The 19,449-nt window shown below is 34.7% G+C and carries 13 protein-coding genes; 7 read left to right on the top strand and 6 right to left on the bottom strand.

Annotated features, from left to right (window positions below):
- Positions 1–29 precede the first annotated feature (29 nt).
- From J2Y38_RS14220 to J2Y38_RS14205, 4 genes are all read right to left on the bottom strand, one after another.
- On the bottom strand, positions 30–1,592 hold the full coding sequence (locus J2Y38_RS14220; RefSeq protein ID WP_309843658.1) for a DUF5123 domain-containing protein: 1,563 nt from the start codon (positions 1,590–1,592) through the stop codon (positions 30–32).
- Between the two features lie 48 nt (positions 1,593–1,640).
- Positions 1,641–3,422 (bottom strand): RagB/SusD family nutrient uptake outer membrane protein, encoded by a 1,782-nt coding sequence (locus J2Y38_RS14215; RefSeq protein WP_309843655.1) that lies wholly within the window; start codon positions 3,420–3,422, stop codon positions 1,641–1,643.
- 20 nt (positions 3,423–3,442) lie between these two features.
- The gene (locus J2Y38_RS14210; protein WP_309843654.1) at positions 3,443–6,556 is read right to left on the bottom strand and encodes a TonB-dependent receptor; all 3,114 of its coding nucleotides are present in this window, start codon (positions 6,554–6,556) and stop codon (positions 3,443–3,445) included.
- A gap of 725 nt (positions 6,557–7,281) precedes the next feature.
- Positions 7,282–8,448, bottom strand: a complete 1,167-nt coding sequence (locus J2Y38_RS14205; RefSeq protein ID WP_309843653.1) for an MFS transporter — start codon at positions 8,446–8,448, stop codon at positions 7,282–7,284.
- Positions 8,449–8,551: 103 nt separating this feature from the next.
- Here J2Y38_RS14205 and J2Y38_RS14200 point away from each other — a divergent pair, with 103 nt between their 5' ends.
- The 7 genes from J2Y38_RS14200 to J2Y38_RS14170 all read left to right on the top strand — a co-directional run bounded on the left by J2Y38_RS14200 (position 8,552) and on the right by J2Y38_RS14170 (position 14,921).
- Positions 8,552–9,385: an AraC family transcriptional regulator gene (locus J2Y38_RS14200; RefSeq protein ID WP_309843650.1), complete on the top strand. Its 834-nt coding sequence runs from the start codon at positions 8,552–8,554 to the stop codon at positions 9,383–9,385.
- 70 nt (positions 9,386–9,455) lie between these two features.
- Entirely contained in the window at positions 9,456–9,839 is a 384-nt protein-coding gene (locus J2Y38_RS14195) for a hypothetical protein (RefSeq protein ID WP_309843647.1), read from the top strand.
- A 162-nt stretch (positions 9,840–10,001) separates the two neighbouring features.
- Positions 10,002–10,532: a DUF3347 domain-containing protein gene (locus J2Y38_RS14190; RefSeq protein ID WP_309843644.1), complete on the top strand. Its 531-nt coding sequence runs from the start codon at positions 10,002–10,004 to the stop codon at positions 10,530–10,532.
- Between the two features lie 2 nt (positions 10,533–10,534).
- A complete protein-coding gene (locus J2Y38_RS14185) occupies positions 10,535–11,095 on the top strand; it encodes an AraC family transcriptional regulator (protein WP_309843642.1) in 561 nt (186 codons plus the stop codon).
- A 389-nt stretch (positions 11,096–11,484) separates the two neighbouring features.
- Positions 11,485–12,198, top strand: a complete 714-nt coding sequence (locus tag J2Y38_RS14180; RefSeq protein ID WP_309843639.1) for a MauE/DoxX family redox-associated membrane protein — start codon at positions 11,485–11,487, stop codon at positions 12,196–12,198.
- Between the two features lies 1 nt (position 12,199).
- Entirely contained in the window at positions 12,200–14,464 is a 2,265-nt protein-coding gene (locus tag J2Y38_RS14175; protein ID WP_309843637.1) for a multicopper oxidase domain-containing protein, read from the top strand.
- A gap of 301 nt (positions 14,465–14,765) precedes the next feature.
- Positions 14,766–14,921, top strand: coding sequence for a hypothetical protein (locus tag J2Y38_RS14170; protein ID WP_177178044.1), 156 nt, complete (start codon positions 14,766–14,768; stop codon positions 14,919–14,921).
- A gap of 213 nt (positions 14,922–15,134) precedes the next feature.
- On the opposite strand, the gene J2Y38_RS14165 is transcribed toward J2Y38_RS14170, so the two are convergent.
- On the bottom strand, positions 15,135–18,530 hold the full coding sequence (locus tag J2Y38_RS14165; protein WP_309843635.1) for a polysaccharide deacetylase family protein: 3,396 nt from the start codon (positions 18,528–18,530) through the stop codon (positions 15,135–15,137).
- A 417-nt stretch (positions 18,531–18,947) separates the two neighbouring features.
- Positions 18,948–19,400, bottom strand: coding sequence for a DUF4442 domain-containing protein (locus J2Y38_RS14160; RefSeq protein WP_180860058.1), 453 nt, complete (start codon positions 19,398–19,400; stop codon positions 18,948–18,950).
- Positions 19,401–19,449: the final 49 nt, after the last annotated feature.

Here is a 19,449-nt window from a genome sequence, read left to right as displayed (position 1 = left end):
AAACCAATATGAAAAAAAACAATGAATTATTAATCTAACCAGCGTGGATCTCCAATTTGATTGTCGATCAGGGTTTGATTTTTTACTGTAAAGTCACCACTTGCTGCATTTACAAACTGTGGGTCTGCTGTTGTTCCTGAGGCATCGATTTTATTTAAAGGAATCGTTGCATCCATAAAACTTGCTGCGTTGTAATAATAGGTTTTACTAAATACTGGCTGCTCAGTATTAGCCTGATTAGTATAAATAGCGCTTGTTCCTGCTATTAAAGTATTTTTTACTGTTGAAGCATTATCTAAGAATCGAACATATAAGATTCTTTTTGGAGCTGCTAAATTTGATACATTATACAAGGTACATTTATCAATTAAACTATTGGTTACTAAACCTGTTCCAGATAAGTTAGCTGCCGCATCTGCTCTAATAAAATCACGGGATGCAGAACAACTGTCGAATGTACTGTTTTTAAGTACTATGCTTGCAATGTAGGTATTTCTGAAATCGATAAAATCAGCACCAACATTTGTATTTACATTTTTAACAATACTGTTATCAACTGTAAATGATGTTACTTTTGCATTTGTTACGTTGGCAGAAATTAAAGCACGAAGATAATCATGAATATTACTTTTACTTATTAAAATATCTCCATAAGTTGATGCAGCTCCGCTGATTGTTATTACAGCTGCATTGGTTAAATCTTTCCCATTCAAATCTAAATCTACTAAAGAAAGATTTGTAACTCCCGGATTAACCGTAAACTTGACATTTAGTTTTGGCTTGTCACCTGTTTTGAATCCTCTTATAATAAGTGATTTATTTAAGATTATTTCGCCAGTAGTACTAAAAGTTCCCGGCATTAACAACAATCTTGAACCGGCAGGCGCGGCTGCAATACTTGCTGCTAAATCATCTCCCGGATTCACTACAATACCGTTCGTAATATCGATTCCGGTTGTAAATGTCGCCGTTCCTCTTGTTTTAGTTCCGTTTAATAATGTTGCTGTATAAGCTGTTTCACCAGTAAGTCCGTCTACTATCGCTACTCCTGCCGTTTTTTCTGCAGGTGTTATCGTATGAATGACATTACCTGGAGCAACAGAAATTTGTGTAACGTTGCTATTTGGCGTCCATTTCAAAGTAACGAATTTAGCATCGATATCAGCATCCTGAACCGGGAAGAAAATTTGTTCTGAAAGCGTAGTTGCGGTTACCACAGACCATTTTGAGTCTTCCAATCCTGTTGAACCAACTGATTTTACTCTAATCGAATAAACTGTTTCACCTTCTAATGCAACCTGAATTGGCAATTGTTCCGGTGTAACGTTCATGGTTTTAAAAATCGTTTTAAAGTCCGGATCATCTGCACTAAATTCTACTATATAGTGATCTGGGTTTTCTTCTTCTTTTACTGACCAGTTTAACTCAACTGTAGTCTGGTTTCTAACTTTTGCCGTTAAACCAATTGGAGAAAATTCCCTGCTTGCATTTATGCTGTCTACAACTTCTTCGTTATAATTTTCACAGCCCGAAATAACAGCTGTCAACACGATTGAAGCTATTAATCCTTTTATTATATATTTTGTTTTCATAAACATGATACCTTATAATTAATAAATAATTGTATGAGATTAATAACCCTAATCATTAGTTAATTTACCGTTACTTCCGTCAATAAACACTTGCCAGATTGGCCAGAATTGTCTGTTATCAGGATTCACGCCCGCTTTATACAAACTGTTGATTTTTGTATCGGTAGCAGCACCTGTCCATGTCCACTCAAAAGAAGTATAAGCAGCTCCCGGATTAGCAGTTTCTCCACGGTTTAATCCGTAAATATCCAAGCTCACGTTATCAGCTTTAAATTTATAATATAAGGTTGTTGGCACTGTAGCATATTCGCCCAAACGCTGCGATAAGTTTGTCATTTTAACTTTGGCTTCATCTAGTTTTGTTTTAAGAAGATTCCAGCGAATAAGGGCTTGTTTACGTTCCATTTCTCCTGTAAACTCAAATTTATTTTCTTCTACCAATGCTTTAAACATGGCATCTTTACTTGTTAAGGCACTTACATAAGCATCTACTTTTACTGGCTGAGCTGCGACCGGAAATGCTCTTCTGCGGATTTCTTTTAAATACGGAGCTGCTGCACTTGGACCTTCTAATTCGTTAGCTGCTTCTGCGGCGATTAAAAGAACCTCAGCATAACGCATATAAATTTTGTTTACGCCATCATCATTTGTTGAAGTAACTCTGCGGGTCATCCATTCGTAACGGTATTTTCCAAAATACCATGTATTTAAAGCTCCTAATTCTTGTTTTGCAATATTATTTACGGCTGTTCCATATTTGTACGGAACGCAGGTTACATCTCTACGTGTATCTGCCTGATCATAGTCATAAAAAACGAAAGGAAGCGGCCCTGCAGTTCCCCCGCGGTTTGGTCCGTTTGCATGAAATTGATCATCTGTAGTATGGCGTACTGCAAATGTAAATAACATACGTCCTCTACCTTCTGAAAATGGAAGTTCCCATAGTGATTCTCCTCCTGCAACTAAATATTCCTGATTGTATTTTCTCCAGAATGTTTCAAAAGAAGATTCTAAATGTGCAGATCCGCTTTCAATTACCGAACGGGATTCTGCCAATGCCAATGCGTACATATTGGCAACAGAAAGCTGCGGATCTGTACTTCTTCTTACTCCGTCAGGATATTGCTGATAACCGCTCGCAGCCATTGCTAAACGAGCACGGAATCCTTTTACGAATGCTTTATTGATTCTTTCTACACTGCTTGTTGCTGTAGTTTCTCCAGGCCACGGTACTAATGTTGCAGCTTCAGCTAAATCTTTAAGCAACTGCTTGTAAATTTCGTCACGGCTTGTTTTTCCTATATAAAGTGTTTCATTTGTTAATGGCTCAAATCGATACGGAACATCTCCAAAAGCTTTTACCAAATCAGCATAATAAATAGCTCTCAATGTTAAAGCCTCACCTAATAAATACCCTAAGTCTGATCCCGGTGTTGGGTTGCCATAAGTACGTAAACCGCGAACACAAAGATTGGCACGCTCAATTCCTGAATACATCATTGCCCATGCATTGTTGGTTGTATTCATTTGAGAGTTATTTGCCTTTGCATCATACGTACATAAATCTGATGCATCACTTACGGTTTGTGAAGAGTTATACCATTCTACATCGGTGTTTAATCCATAAAAAGGAAGAAAACGACCTCTGTAAGAGTTAGTTTCTGCAAACGGAATTTTAATTCCGTCTACTGCTCCTGCAGCTAAATCAGGACTGGAAAAAATAACTGATTCGTCTAATGTTGATTGTGCCGGAGCATCTAAGTAGTCATCTGAGCAAGAACAAAAAAGACTTGCAACAAACATTCCTGCGATTACTATTTTATGTTTCATCTTGTGAAAGTTTTACTGAATTAAAAATTAAGGTTTAAACCAAATATCAACTGTCTGCTTCTTGGATAAGCTGAATAATCAACCCCAGGAGTCAACGGTGTATTTCTTCTTGTTGAAGCTTCAGGATCTTGTCCGGTATATTTTGTCCAGACAAATACGTTACTGGCAGTTAAGTAAAATCTTAACTTAGAAATGCCTAAAGCAGAAGTTAAATCATTTGGTGTAGTATAACCTAAACTCAAAGTATTAAGTCTTAAAAAAGACCCGTCTTCAACAGCCCAGTCACTAAAAACATAACGCGGCATATAAGGAGACCACATTGTAGTATTTGCATTTAAGGCAGTAAGTGCTGCAGGATCTGTTACTAATTGTCCTGTGTTAGGATCAAAGTTTGTCCATCTTGTCCCGTCAGCCATTTCAGTATCTAAATTTCTATATTGTCCATTTGGAATTGAAGTAGAAAATTCAACTTTATTTGCATTATAGACATCATTTCCAATGCTGTAGTTAAATGCTGCAGAAAGATCAAATCCATACGCATTTGCATTCAGTACAAAACCACCTGTAGTTTTTGGGTTAGCATTTCCTATAACAGTAAGGTCGTTTGCATTTACTTTACCATCGCCGTCAATATCTTTCAATTTCATTGCACCTGGTTTCATAGGCCCAACAATTGTAGTACCATCTGGCACTCCGGTTTTTAAAGTGTAAGCTCCTGCATTATAATTGAAATCAGATACTTCGTAACGTCCGTCACTTTTATATCCGTACATAACACCTATTGACTGACCTACGTTTACTAAATAATCATTTCCAATAGCCGTTGAAGCCCATCCAGAACTTGCACCAAAGTTGCTCATTACACCAAGTGAGTTAATTTTATTGGTGTTGAATCCAGCATTAAGCGATAAGCTTACGCCGAATTTCTCTCTTTCAATTAGGTTAAGATTTAAAGTGGCTTCAACTCCGCTGTTTTGAACTTCACCCATGTTTCTGAACTGAAAATCATATCCTCCAGAAATTGGGAAGTTGATCAATAAATCTTTTGTAACGTTTTTATACACCTCAACAGAACCTGTAACACGGTTTTTAAACAAATCGAAATCTAAACCTAAGTTTTGCGTCACAGTAGTTTCCCATTTCAAGTCTGGGTTTGCCATTGTTTTAGAAGGCGCCCAGTAATTATCAACACCATTAATCCAAGTAGATGTTGTAGAGGTAAAACTCTGAACCATTTGTCCTGTCGGGATATTGTTGTTTCCTGCTTCACCATAACTTGCTCTAAGTTTAAGCAAATTAACCCATGAAGCATTTTTCATAAATTCCTCTCCCGAAATTTTCCATGCTGCCGCAGCCGCCGGGAAAAATCCCCATTTATTATCTCCTAAAAATTTACTTGAACCGTCCGCACGATACGTTGCTGTAAAAAGGTAACGATCTTTATAATCGTAATTTACGCGACCAAAGAATGAAAGTAATTTATCATCTGGAAAATAGAAATTATCCACTGAAACCGGTGTTCCCTGAGTCGTTAATTTTTTTGCCTGATCTAAACCAAAAGTCAATGGATAACCATGAATAGCAGTATTTACATCGTTTCTTTTGTATTCAATAGACTCCTCACCAAAAAGTACTTTTAAACTATGATTTTCTCCAACGAATTTTTTCAAATCATAGTTCAGCGTATTGGCATTTCTAAAACGAGTATCTTTTCTGTCTCCCATTATCATAGCCGGCATACCTTGTCTTTCTGCCGCCGGATTATTTTTTACATAATAAGTAGAACGCCCAAAATAACGATAATCTAAATAATTGTAGTTATCCCAGCCTAATTCTGTTTTAAACACTAAATCTGAAGTAAGTTTCCATGAAAAACTTCCCAGCATATTAAAGTTTTTTCTAAACTGCTGGCGGTCAGTATCAGCAATAGCCACAAAAGGATGTGTTAAATTATCCGAAACCGCTTCATCAGTATCATCAGTTGTTAAACCCGGAACCGGAATTGGAGCATATCCCACAATATTTTTTAAACGAGAATCTGCCGATGAAACTTCATTTTGCTCATTCATTCCCCCACCATTAATTTCTGTATCTGAATAACGAACTGTAAAACTCAAATCAACTTTATCAGAGGCTTTACTGTTTAAAGCCAGCGACAAGTTATTTCTATTAAAATCTGATCCGTCCATGATCGCTTTTTCATCATAATGAGCATAATTGAAATTATAGTTCATTTTATCTGAACCGCCGCGAATCGATAAGTCACGGCTTTGAACTTCACCTGTACGCCCAAAAACCTGTCTTTGCCAGTCATTCCCTTTCATGCCTTTGTACATGTCATAATCATTCCATGATCCAAAATATTTCTCATAAGAGTTTAAGTTTGCACTATCCTTAAGCAAAGCGTACTCATACTGCCATTTCACATAATCTTCCGGAGCTGTAACATCAATAGTATTGGCTAGTTTTTTCATACCGTAAAACATATTATAGTTTACGGAGATTTTACCATCTTTACCTTTCTTAGTCGTAACAATAACAACTCCGTACGCACCTCTTGAACCATAAATTGCCGTAGATGACGCATCTTTTAAGATTGTCATTGTATCGATATCAGAAGAAGAAATATCATTAATATTATTTACCGGAAACCCATCTACAATGTACAACGGCGAAGCATCCTGCGTTAAAGAACCGTTTCCACGAATTCTAATCTGAACGTTTGAATCCGGAGAACCTTCCGAAGAAGTTACCTGAACTCCCGCTATACGTCCCGTTAAGGCTTCTGCTACGTTAGGAACAGGAATTTTACGCATTTCATTTCCGGAAAATGTCGCCACCGCACCCGTTAAATCAGATTTTTTTGAAGTTCCATATCCAATTACTACAACCTCATTTAAGTTGTTTGAATCTTCAGACATAGTTGCATTTACTTTGGCTTTTCCTTCTGTAGGTATTTCAATACTTTTAAATCCTATAAATGAAAAGCTTAAAACCGCTTTTGGATTGGTTAATTTTAATTTATAGTGGCCGTCAAAATCTGTAGAAGTCCCGTTCTTCGTTCCTTTCTCCAGTACATTAACCCCTGGCAAAGAAAGTCCGGCTGCATCCTTAACGGTTCCTTCTATTGTCACTGTCTGAGCATTTGCTCGATTGCTCAACAGCAAGCACAATAAAAAAACAAATGCAAAGCAATGATTTGCTCCCTTGTTTAATAAATCTTTAAAATTCATGGTTGTTTGTTTAAGTTAGTAAATTGTTTAAAAGTGGTTTTTGTGGTTTCTTTTTTTGTTTGTCAGCCCAGTCTCTGCAATTATTCACAAAGATTAGGTCTACACTATTTTGGAATTTTAATCATTCTGTTTTTGTAAGAATCGAAACTTCTATTAACAATGTTTCAAAAAGTTGTAATCGATTACACAAACATAGATATTTTTTTTATATAAAAAATTAAAATTCATAAAAATTTCATAAATAGAATTACATATCAAAAATAAAACAGCTTTTTTATACGACTTATGTAATTTTATCGATATATAAATATTAAATATATTATCGTAATTCGATGATTTGTTATGATTTTATCTAAAAAAACAATCGATTACAAGCTTACAATTTAATAAATTTTTAAGTGTATTTTTAACATTTAATATGACTGAAAAAATCAAATAAAATTTTTAACAGACATCATTTTTAACAAGTTTTTCTTTCAAAAAAAGAATCTTCAACTTGTTTTTGTGTATCTATTACAGTTCTAAAACAAGCATTCAAAACCCTAAACAAATCCTAAAATAAATTTTGGGCATAAAAAAACCCTTAGAAATAATCTAAGGGTTTGATATTTATAGTGATATAAAATTTATGCGCTTTGAAGTTTCAAATCGTTCTTGCGTATTTTTATTAATGTTACCGTTATCAGCATTCCAACAATAGACATTCCAACTCCTATAAGATTTGGAGATTCGTAGCTATATCCGGCTGTTAAAGGTAATCCTCCTAGGAAAGCTCCAAGAGCATTTCCAATATTAAAACTTCCCTGTAAAGAAGCCGAAGCAATCATCTCTGCCCCTTTTGCAGTTCGTATCATCAACATTTGAATTGGTGCAATAACCGAGAAAGAAATTGCCCCCGTTAAGAATGTCAAAAACAAAGAAACATATTGATTTGATGAGAAGAAGTAAACCAAAACCAAATCGATTGACATGACAAACAACAAGGCTAAAGTGGTTGGTGCAGGTGAATATTTATCTGCCAGTTTTCCTCCGGCAAAATTTCCAACAACCATTCCAAGTCCTGCAAGAATTAAAATATACGAAACATCGCCTTCGCCAAATTTCGAAACGTTAATCAATAAAGGAGCGATATAACTAATCCAGGCAAATAATCCTCCAAAACCAATGGCAGTGATTCCGATAATCAACCAAGCTTCGGTTCTTTTGAAAAACTCTAATTGTTTTTTCATATTTACTGTTTCTCCTTTGTCCAGCTTTGGCATCCATAAAGAAATAAGTAAAAAGGTTAACAGCCCCACAATAGCAATTAATACAAAAGTATAACGCCAGATAAAGTTATGTCCAATATAAGTTCCGATAGGAACCCCAATTAAATTAGCCAGGGTTAAACCCGAAAACATAATCGCGATCGCCTGTGCTTCTTTTCCTTTATCGGCCAAACGGCTTGCGACTACTGCACCCACTCCAAAAAACGCTCCATGCGGTAATCCCGATAAAAATCGCGAAGCAAATAAAAAATTATAAGAAGGTGCAATAATCGAAAGCGCATTAAAAATCGTTAACATTAAAGCTAAAATTAAAAGCATTTTTTTAGGTGGAAAATTTCTTCCAAGTATTACTAATAAAGGAGCGCCAATAACGACTCCAAGTGCATAAGCTGAAATTAAATATCCGGCAACAGGAATACTAACTTTCATATCTGAAGCGATATCAGGAAGAAGACCCATCATTACAAATTCGGTTATACCGATTGTTAAGCCTCCAAAAGAGAGTGCAATAAGACTTTTTTTCATTTTGATTGGATGAGAAAGGGAAAGACTTTCTACAGTGCAAATTTAACACCATTAAGCAAGAAAAAAGTTGTACATTTACAACATAAACTTGTAATAATAAAACATGCCGAAATTAAATCAGTTTGAAACTCTTGTCATTCATGAGTTTGAAGATGAAAAATTTCATCTTCCGCCGCATACACATACGTATTACGAAATCATCTATATAAAGAAAGGAAGCGGCGTTCATCACCTCAACAATAATCTTCTTCCTTACAAATCCGGAGATTTATTTGTGATTTCGCCAGAAGACGAACATTATTTTGATATTAAAAAATCAACACGCTTTGTTTATATCAAATTCACGGATAATTATTTTAATTCGAAACAAAATTTAACCTGCGATGAATTCTTAATTCATACGCCGGAAAATTTTATGCGGGATAAATTATTAAAGGAAACCGTTTTAAAATTAGACGATCCTTGCAAAACGATTCTAAAAAATACGATTGAAAATATTACGGCTTATAATTGTAAAACCGATGTTTCGTCTTCACCAATTATATTTTATCAGATTCTTTCAATTTTTGGCGTAATCAAAGAAACGATTAAATGTATGAATCTGCGAATGGAATCGACGCATATCGACAACGAACAAATTGCGACTTATATTCATCAAAATATTTATAACCCAAAATTGGTTCAGATAAAAGTCATTGCCAGTCATTTTAATATTGCCGAAACTTATTTTAGTGCTTATTTTAAAAGGACTTTTTCTATCAGTTATCGCGAATACATTAATAATCTGCGAACGACTTTAATCGAAAAACGCATTCATAATGATAAGCTTTCTATCAAACAAATTGCTTACGAATTTGGTTTTACTGATGAAAGCCATCTTTCTAATTATTTTAAAAAGAAGAAAAACATGAAACCAACTGATTTTAAGAAAATATAAAATTGGAAATCTTAAATAAGTAACGGCTCTTAAAAAAATTATCTAAATTTGTAATTCCAAAGCATTTTCATTGAAGAAAAAAATTCACATATTGTTTTTCCTTTTAACTCTTGGCTTCTTTTTGATGTCCAGTTCAGGTTATGCATGTGGAAAATCTTCTGCGAAAACTTCATGCGAAAAGAAAGCTGTTTCTAAAAAAGAGAATCCCCATTCTTGTCAGGAAGATTGCTGTAAAAAAGATCATAATTCTAAAGATCAGCACGGCTGCAGTGGAAAATGCGATCATTCGAGCTGTACAACTACTGCTTTGCAATTTAGTCTGCTTACCACAAACGAATTTGAATTCGAAAATAATCTCTTTAATTTCTCGTCTGAGAAATCTATTTCTTATTATAAAACCGCCAGTATTTCTGATGGTTTTACTTCTATTTGGTTAATTCCTAAAATAAAGTAATTCTATTTCTGACAGCCATAATAGTGTTTTGCCGCTAAGGCACAAAGGCTCGAAGAAATATAAAACTTTGCTCCCGATAGCTATTGGGATTGCGAGATTAAAAAACATCCTAAATTATTTAACTTAGAGAAAAATTACATTCTCTATCAAAATTTACACACAATGAAAAACTTAATATCAACTATAGCAGCAATAATTACCTTATTATTTACTGCAAATACGATTCAGGCAAATACAATTAAAACAACAGAAACAGGAATTGAAATCGCTGATTCAAGTCAGCTGCAATCTGTTTATGATGCTTATTTTACTGTAAAAGATGCTTTAATTAAGAGCGATGCAAAAGTAACTTCGGCGAAAGCCAAAGATTTATTAGACGCGATTACTGCCATAAAAATGGACAAATTAAAATCTGACGAACATACAGCCTGGATGAAAGTGGTAAAAAAATTAACTGCCGATGCTAAAAGTATTTCGACTACAACAGATTTAAAAAAACAACGTGAGACTTTTAAATCACTTTCAAAAAACACTTATACTTTAATTAAAGTTTCAAAATCGACTGATGTTGTTTACAAACAATATTGCCCAATGGCTGATGCTGACTGGTTAAGCAAAGAAAAAGCAGTTAAGAATCCGTATTACGGTTCTTCGATGTTAACTTGCGGAAACGTGGTAGAAACCATCAAATAAATATGACGCTCTACATCAAAAACATGGTGTGCGCCCGCTGTAAAATGGTTGTGAAGTCTGAGTTTGAAAAACTCGGACTTCAGACTATTTCTGTCGAATTAGGCGAAGTCGAACTGCAAGATGAAATCAAAGATTCTCAAAAAGAAGTTTTACTTAAAAATCTGCAGACTTTAGGTTTTGATTTACTCGATGATAAAAAAACCAAAACTATCGAGAAAATAAAGAATCTGATTGTCGATTTGGTTCATCATAAAAACAACGAACTCAAAATCAATTTATCTGATTATTTAGTCGAAAACCTTCATCAGGATTATAATTCGCTAAGTAATCTTTTCTCTGAAATTGAAAATATTACAATTGAAAAGTATTTTATCAGTCAGAAAATAGAAAAGGTAAAAGAACTGTTGATTTACAATGAGCTTTCTTTAAGTGAAATCGCTGACCTTTTAAACTACAGCAACGTTGCGCATTTAAGTAATCAATTTAAGAAAATAACAGGCTTCACACCTACTTATTTCAAACAGCTGAAAGATAAGAAACGTATTCAGATCGAGAATTTGTAAAAGAGTCTATTTCTTGCAAAGTCGCAAAAGCGCAAAGTTTTTTAAGTCAGTAATTAAGCATCTAGTTTGTCATTTCGAGGAACGAGAAATCGCACTCGTAAATCGACAAAGATTGACGCTTTTAGGAATGGAGTTTCTGGTGCGATTTCTCGTTCCTCGAAATGACAAAAAAGACGACTTCCTTTGCGTTCCTTCGACTTCGCTCAGGATGACAAAAGAAAAAACTTTACGGCTCTGCGACTTTGCGAGATTATTATTTAGATAAAAACCTTTGCTTCTTTGCGGTAAAAAACCACTTTTAGTAAATCTTGCAAATCATTCTCAAAATTATACAAACCGTTGTAAACCTTACTTCGGAAATTTGCATTGTAATATAATTAAATAAAACAATGACACATACATATCAACTTAACGGACTGACTTGTACAAGCTGCGAAGACAAAGTAAAAAAAGCACTTGAGCTTGTAGACAACGTGACCGATGTTGCCGTTTCTAAAGATAATAGCACCGCAACGATAACCATGGACAAACACGTTGCGCTGACAGAATTGCAAAATGCACTTGAAAGTAAATATCAAATCAAAGCTGTCGATCATAATGAAAACGCTGAAGAAGTAAAATCATGGTTTACCACTTATAAACCTATTTTATTGATTTTTTTCTACATCAGTTTCGTTACCTTATTAATACAATTTACCAATCATCATTTTGATTATATGCAGGCAATGCCACACTTTATGGCAGGATTTTTTCTGGTTTTTTCGTTTTTTAAACTATTAAATTTAAAAGGTTTTGCCGAAAGTTATATGATGTATGATGTGCTGGCAAAAAAAATTCCGACCTGGGGATATGCCTATGCTTTTATTGAACTAGGTTTGGGAATTTCATATTTATTGAATTTTAATCCGTTATTGACCAATGCTGTTACTTTTATTGTAATGACTATTAGTATCGTTGGTGTTTTGCAATCGTTATTAAATAAAAAGAAAATCCAATGTGCTTGTTTAGGTGCTGTTTTCAATTTACCAATGAGTACTGTAACGATTATAGAAGATGGTTTGATGATCCTGATGAGTTTTATTATGCTAATTACAATGCTATAAAATGAATAAAACGATATTTTTAGTCCTTCTATTTTTGATCTTTTTCGTTCAGAATATGCTTTCGCAAAAAGTAGTTCGTTACGACTTACACGTTCGTGATACTATTGTGAATTTTTCTGGAAAAGAAAAACGCGCGCTTACCGTAAACGGACAAATTCCGATGCCGACATTGACTTTTACGGAAGGCGATATTGCCGAAATTTATGTGCATAACGATTTAAAAAACGAAGATACAGCGCTGCATTGGCACGGATTATTTCTGCCAAATAAAGAAGATGGTGTTCCGTATTTAACGCAAATGCCTATTAAACCGGGAACAACTCATAAATACACTTTCCCAATTATCCAGAACGGAACGTATTGGTATCATAGTCATTCGGGACTTCAGGAACAAATTGGTTTATACGGGCTTTTCATTATCAATAAAAAGAAAGACGATTCGACTTTTAGAAAAGGGATTGACGATTTGCCGACTGTTCCAGTTATTCTTAGCGAATGGACGGATCTGAAACCGGAGAATGTACAGCGAATGCTTCATAATGCCAACGATTGGTTTGCCATAAAAAAAGGAACAACGCAAAGTTATGCTGAAGCAATTAAAAAAGGTCAGTTTTCAACAAAAGTCACTAACGAATGGAAACGTATGAATGCCATGGATGTAAGTGATGTTTATTATGAAAAGTTTTTAATCAACGGAAAAAATGAAGACCAGCTTTCGCAGTTTAAGGCGGGTGACAAAGTTCGATTACGAATTGCAAACGGAGGCGCATCCAGTTATTTCTGGCTGACGTATGGCGGTGGAAAAATAACGGTTGTGGCCAGCGACGGAAACGATGTTGAACCTGTAGAAGTCGACCGTTTGATTATTGCCGTTTCTGAAACTTATGATATCGTGGTTACGATTCCTGAAGATAAAAAATCCTTTGCTTTTTTAGCTACAGCCGAAGATAGAACGGGATCTGCTTCTTTGTTTTTAGGCGAAGGAAATAAACAATCTGTTTCTCATCTCCCGAAATTAAAATATTTTGAAGGGATGAAAATGATGAACGACATGATGAAGATGAACGGCGAAATGAATGATATGGGTATGAATATGTCGCTGAACAAAATGGACATGAATGCCGTAATGTATCCTGAAATTTCCGGCGAAGAGGAATCTACAAAAACTGAAGATCATTCGATGCATAATATGGAAGGCATGAAAATGGATGACGATATGAAAATGTCTAGCGATACCACAGAAACGGCCCAGATCACCACCTTGAATTATGGAATGTTAAAGTCTCCAACCAAAACAACACTTCCAAAAGACGCTCCGGTAAAAGAATTACGTTTTACATTATCTGGAAATATGAACCGTTATGTTTGGAGCTTGGACAACAAAGTCATTTCTGAAACGGATAAAATCTTAATTAAAAAAGGTAAAAACGTTCGTATTGTATTGTACAACGGCTCAATGATGCGTCACCCAATGCATTTACACGGACATGATTTTAGAATTCTGAACGAACATGGTGATTATTCTCCGCTAAAAAATGTGATTGATATTATGCCGATGGAAACGGATACAATCGAGTTTCAGGCAAATGCAGATGGCGATTGGTTTTTTCATTGTCATATTTTATATCACATGATGGCGGGAATGGGACGTATTTTTAGTTATGAAAATTCGGCTTCAAATCCGTTGATCCATCATCCTGAAATGGCGTATAAAATGCTAAAAATGGATGATCGAATGTTTCATTTTATGACCGAAAATGATTTTGCTTCAAATGGAAACGACGGAGAAGCAATGTACAGCAACACGCGCTGGAGCATTGGTACAGAATGGAGATTAGGTTATAATGACAAACACGGTTATGAAACTGAAACGCATATTGGCCGATACATTGGCAAAATGCAATGGTTTATGCCTTTTATAGGTTTCGACTGGCGATACCGAAAAATGGGAATGGACGAACAGGAACAAAATCTTTTTGGACAAAGTAATACAAAAGACAATCGTTCTGTTTTTAGTATCGGAGCTGAATATACTTTGCCAATGCTTGTAAAAGCTCAGGTTGAAATGTATACCGATGGAAATGTGAGAGTGCAGTTTGAACGAAAAGATATTCCGCTTTCGAGACGTTTGCGTATGAATTTAATGTGGAATACGGATAAGGAATATATGGCGGGATTAAAATATATCGTTGCCCGTAACTTTGGAATTACAACACATTATGACAGCGATATGGGAATTGGTTTTGGGGTTAATTTGAATTATTAAAGAGGTATAGTCCCTACGGGACATTCGGGTGTGGTTTCATTTATTTTTCTACCAATATTTTTTCTACCGATATTAAACTCCTAACGGAGTATTACTAGAAATCTAGAACATATCTCGTAGAGATAAGATATCGGTAGAAAAAAATAACCCGCATTAAAATTGTCCCGTAGGGACTATATTAACATCTCTATATTTCTCTATTAACTTATCGTTGACAATTTCCAAGACAAAATCGCATTATATTTGAACCAACATCTTCAATCAAAAAACGAAAATTACTAACAACTAAATTTTACAAAAAATGCAAAAATTATTTACCGTTTTAGCCATCGCTTTATTTACAATTGGATTACAAGCTCAGGATACTACGCCTGCTAAGAAAGAAAAAGCTAAAAAAGAATCTTGCTGCAAAAAAACAGATTCAAAAAAAGACAAAAAATGCTGCGCTAAGAAATAATCGCAACATGTATTAAATGAAAAGGCCTCAAATATTTGAGGCCTTTTTTTATGTTGTTTTTTTTCCGCCACGAATTACACGAATTTTCACGAATTATTTTTTTTAGATTCAAACTTTAAAAATTTGTGGAAATTCGTGTAATTCGTGGCGAAAAAACTAGTAATCAACTTCCCCCAGAAATCTCTTTAATCCTTTTAATCTGTGGCAAAAAAACTATTTCACTGTTGCTACATTTCCTGTTCTGGTAAGTACTCCCCAGCTTTGACTTTCGCCTTTTATGGCTCTTCTTAATGCTCTAAATAGAATTACATACATCAATTGTCTGTATACAAATCGCTGTGGAATTAACCATATTAATTTAGTGAGTTTTTCTTTTTCAAAAATAAAAGCAATCACGCTAACCAGCATATCTACTACCATAAAAGCTATATAATAAACCAATATTTTATGAAGACTATCCGGATCATTGAAATTCCAGATTAAACTTAAAATAAGAATTAAATCAGCCAAAGGCGCAAATATTGGTAAAACGATTTGAAAGAGAAGAATATTAGGTAAAGCAACCATTCCTAAACCTTTATATCTTGGATTAAAACACGCATCTCTGTTTTTAAAAAATGCCTGCATAATTCCATAACTCCAGCGGAAACGCTGTTTCATAAATTCTTTCAAACTTTCCGGAGCTTCTGTTATCGCAACGGCTTCAATACAATTTATAATTCGGTAATCATTTCTTAAAATCCGAATCGTTAAATCGCAGTCTTCAGCAAGTGTATCGGTTGTAAAGCCTCCTGCTTTTTCTATTGCTTCTTTCTTAAAGGCGCCAATCGCTCCGGGAACAACCGTAATTCCGTTTATTAAATCAAAAGCCCTGCGGTCAAAATTTTGTGCAGTTGTATATTCAATACTCTGCCATTTGGTCAACATTGTATTTTCGTTTCCTACTTTTACATTTCCAGCAATCGCTCCAATCTCTTCATTGTTTTTTAACTGCATCGTAAAACCTTTCATCAATTGCGAAATCGCATCGGTTTTTAGCTGCGTATCGGCATCGATACAAACTACATACTCATTTTGGGTTAGTTTAATTCCGTAATTTAAGGCAGATGCTTTCCCTCCGTTTGGTTTGGTATTGACTTTTACTTTTGGATTATTAGCAAAAGCTTCGTTAATCATGGCAAAAGTTTTGTCTTTCGATCCATCATCCACAAAAACAATATCAAAATCCGGATAATCCTGACCCAATAAATTTTCTATAGTTTTTACCGCATTTATTTCTTCATTATAAGCTGGAACAATAATACTCACTTTTGGGAGAACTTCATTTGAAGGCTTGTAAACCGGCGGGTATTTATGATCTTTCCATTTTTTAATAAAAGCCATAATTGCCATTAATGCGATTCGGAAAAAACCCAGAAAAATAGCCACCCAAAATGTCGCCGTAATAAAATGTCCAAACCAATATCCGAAATCGAAAATAAAATTATCGACTGAAATAAACGGACCTTTTGCTTCTGGCATAATCTCATCTTTTGTTTTACCAAGCAAGTGAGCAACAGTCGTAAACTGAATATGTCTGTCTTTAAAATATTTAATAATTCTCGGCAAAGCTGTAACTGTAGCTTCTCTATTTCCTCCGGCATCGTGAAGCAAAATAATTCCTTTATCGGGGTTTGCTTCGTATTGTTGTATAGTTCTAATGTAAACAGAATCGGCACTTACGCCTTTTTCCCAATCATTTGGGTCGATACTTTCTCCAACAGTATAATAATTTTGTGCTTTGCTTAATGCAATTGGTTTTAGTTCGGCTTCTGTTGTGGGCTCAGCATCTGCATTATAAGGCGCTCTAAAAAGCACGGTACTTTTTCCGGTAACGGCTTCGATTAATAATCGGGTCGTTTCCATTTCTTTGGCCGCTCGTTCCGGACTTACCAAAGCAATATTTGGGTGTGTAAAAGTATGATTGCCTATTTCGTGACCTTCTTTATAAATTCTTTGCAGCAGCGGAATATTATTTTCTCCCTGAATACCAATCACAAAAAATACTGCCGGTACTTTTTCTCTTTTTAAAATATCTAAAATTTGAGGTGTATAAGTAGGATCCGGCCCGTCATCAAAAGTTAAAATGACTTGTTTGTTTACGTTTCCAAATTTGCTGATTACATATTTTGTGGGTAATTCTACATATTTCTGTTCTGTAATAATGTCTTCGTCATTATTGATTTCCAATTCTATTTTTCCCGCTGCAGGAGCCGCAATAACATTTAATATTTCGCCGTCTCCAATATAAGCGGGGCTTTCGATTCGCGTATCGACACGTTTCATTATATTAAAATCGAAAGGCTTTTTATTGATGCTTTCATCTGTTAGGCTTCGCTGATAAAAACTCCACAAACGCTGATCTTCACTTCCTAAACGCCACAAAGCGGTTCCTCCCAAACCATATTCGTCACTAAACCTTATCGTATTAAAATTAGTGGCAGCATCTTCAAAATTGACTACATGTTTTTTACCATTGCTATCAGTATAATTAAAAGAGTTACTATAGCTGTTATTATCAAATTTTATCGTGGCATTGTGCTGTTTTGCAATAGCAATTGCCTGATCGTAAGTTATGGTTTCACCTTCTTGTTTTTCCTGCCAGTCGTAACCATATCCGGCAAAACAAAGAATAATTTTTTCTGATGGAATTTCCTGTGCCGTTTTGTCTACGATACGTTCTATCCATTTCTGACTACTTACATCTCCCGGAACACTGCCGGCATAATGTTCATCATAAGCCATCAAAAACATATAATCATTGTATTTTGCCAATGCTTTTACATTAAAATCATCATCTGATGCCATAATATCCTGCGAAACAAGATAGCCAAGCGGATGCAGTTTTTCGTATAAGGCTTTCTGAAAAGCAATTATAGGTTCATCACTGTTTTCTTTAAACTCTTCAAAATCAATATTTATTCCTTGTAGATCATATTTTTTTAATGCTTTTACAATATCATTAATTAGTCTTTCTCTTTTATTTGTATCATGAAGAATGCGGTGAATAAGATCGCCGTCAAATTCGCCTTCGCCTAAAGATTCATTGATGTTGTTGATTAACGGAAGAATTTTTACTTTTCCTTTTTTCATCACTTTCAATGCTGCCGTATCAATTTCTGTTCGCAGTAAATCGGTTTTAGGATCAATAAAAAACCATTCCGGGACTACCATATTGAGTTTGTCAATATTTTTTTGGAGTGAAAATAAACTCTGCGGATCCCAGTCAACATAAAAAGCAGCCCGAACTTCCTCAGTAGTTTTTGGTGCAATTGGCTGTTTTCGTAATTTTTCTATTTTCTTTTTTTCTCTTAAGAAATAATCAAACCCTTTAAACTTTTTGAGTTCCTTATCACTTAAATCTTTTGGTGTTATGGGATTTTCTAAACTATGTCCGGCTCGGCTGCTGTTGGCTAAAAGCGGCAAAGGTGGTTTTAATCCTCTTTTTAAAGTGATAAAAAAAATAGGAACCATTAAAATAAGAAGAAACAAAATAAGCCTGCTTGACCATTGAAATGTTTTCCAGCGTTTTTGGGTAACCGTCTGAAATATTTGTTTTTTATCATCCATATATTTTACTTTTTTAGGTAAATACTATTAAAAGATAAATCAAAAAATTAATTGTAAATCCTGAAGATTTAGGCAACTTGATAAAATTCTGCTTTTCTATTATGAAATATTTATCTTACAAATATAATTTAATTTAGATACAAAGCTAGTGTTGATAAATGAAGATAAAATTAGCAGACTGAATATTTCCGGAGCAGAAACTATAGAATAAAATTACAAAAGAAAAAGTTCAAAAACACAACAAAACTTACTGATTAACAAATAAATACAAAAAAGACCTCAATTGCTTGAGGTCTTTCTTTATGTTTGTTTCGCCACGAATTTCTCGAATTTCCACGAATTATTTATCTACATTGAAGCTGTATAGATTTAAAACTTTAAAATTCGTGCTAATTCGGGAAATTTGTGGCTATAAAATTATTTCAATCTAACGCTCCATTCAAAATCCATTTCTGAAACCTGAACACCTTCTTCATTAGTTCCAATAGATTTCATCCAGAAGGTTTGCCCCTCGCCTGTTGCGATTGTCTGCTGAATGGCTTCGGCAATTAAATGTCCGTCATTGCAGACAAAAGTTATTCTTCCTGTTGCTTTTTTTGTGAAGTTCCCTTTATTATTAGCGACAAGCATTGAGATTTTTTTACCGCTTTGCTGAATTTGTGAAATAACCAAAGCGCCTGTTGTTAACTCGGCAGCCATTGCCTGAACTGCGAAATACATCGAATTAAAAGGGTTTTGATTTATCCAGCGGTGTTTTACACTTACTACACATCTGTCTTTGTCAATTGCTTTTACACGTACGCCGCAAAAGTATGCCGACGGTAATTTGAATAATACAAATTTGTTAAGTTTAGATACAGATATTGCCATTTGATATATTTTTTATGTAAAAATACAAAAAAACTATGCACGCACAATA

The sequence above is a fragment of the Flavobacterium sp. 2755 genome (genome assembly GCF_031455715.1).
Lineage (GTDB): Bacteria > Bacteroidota > Bacteroidia > Flavobacteriales > Flavobacteriaceae > Flavobacterium.
Note: the sequence above shows the minus strand (reverse complement) of the source record. Positions and strands in the feature narration are given on the sequence as shown.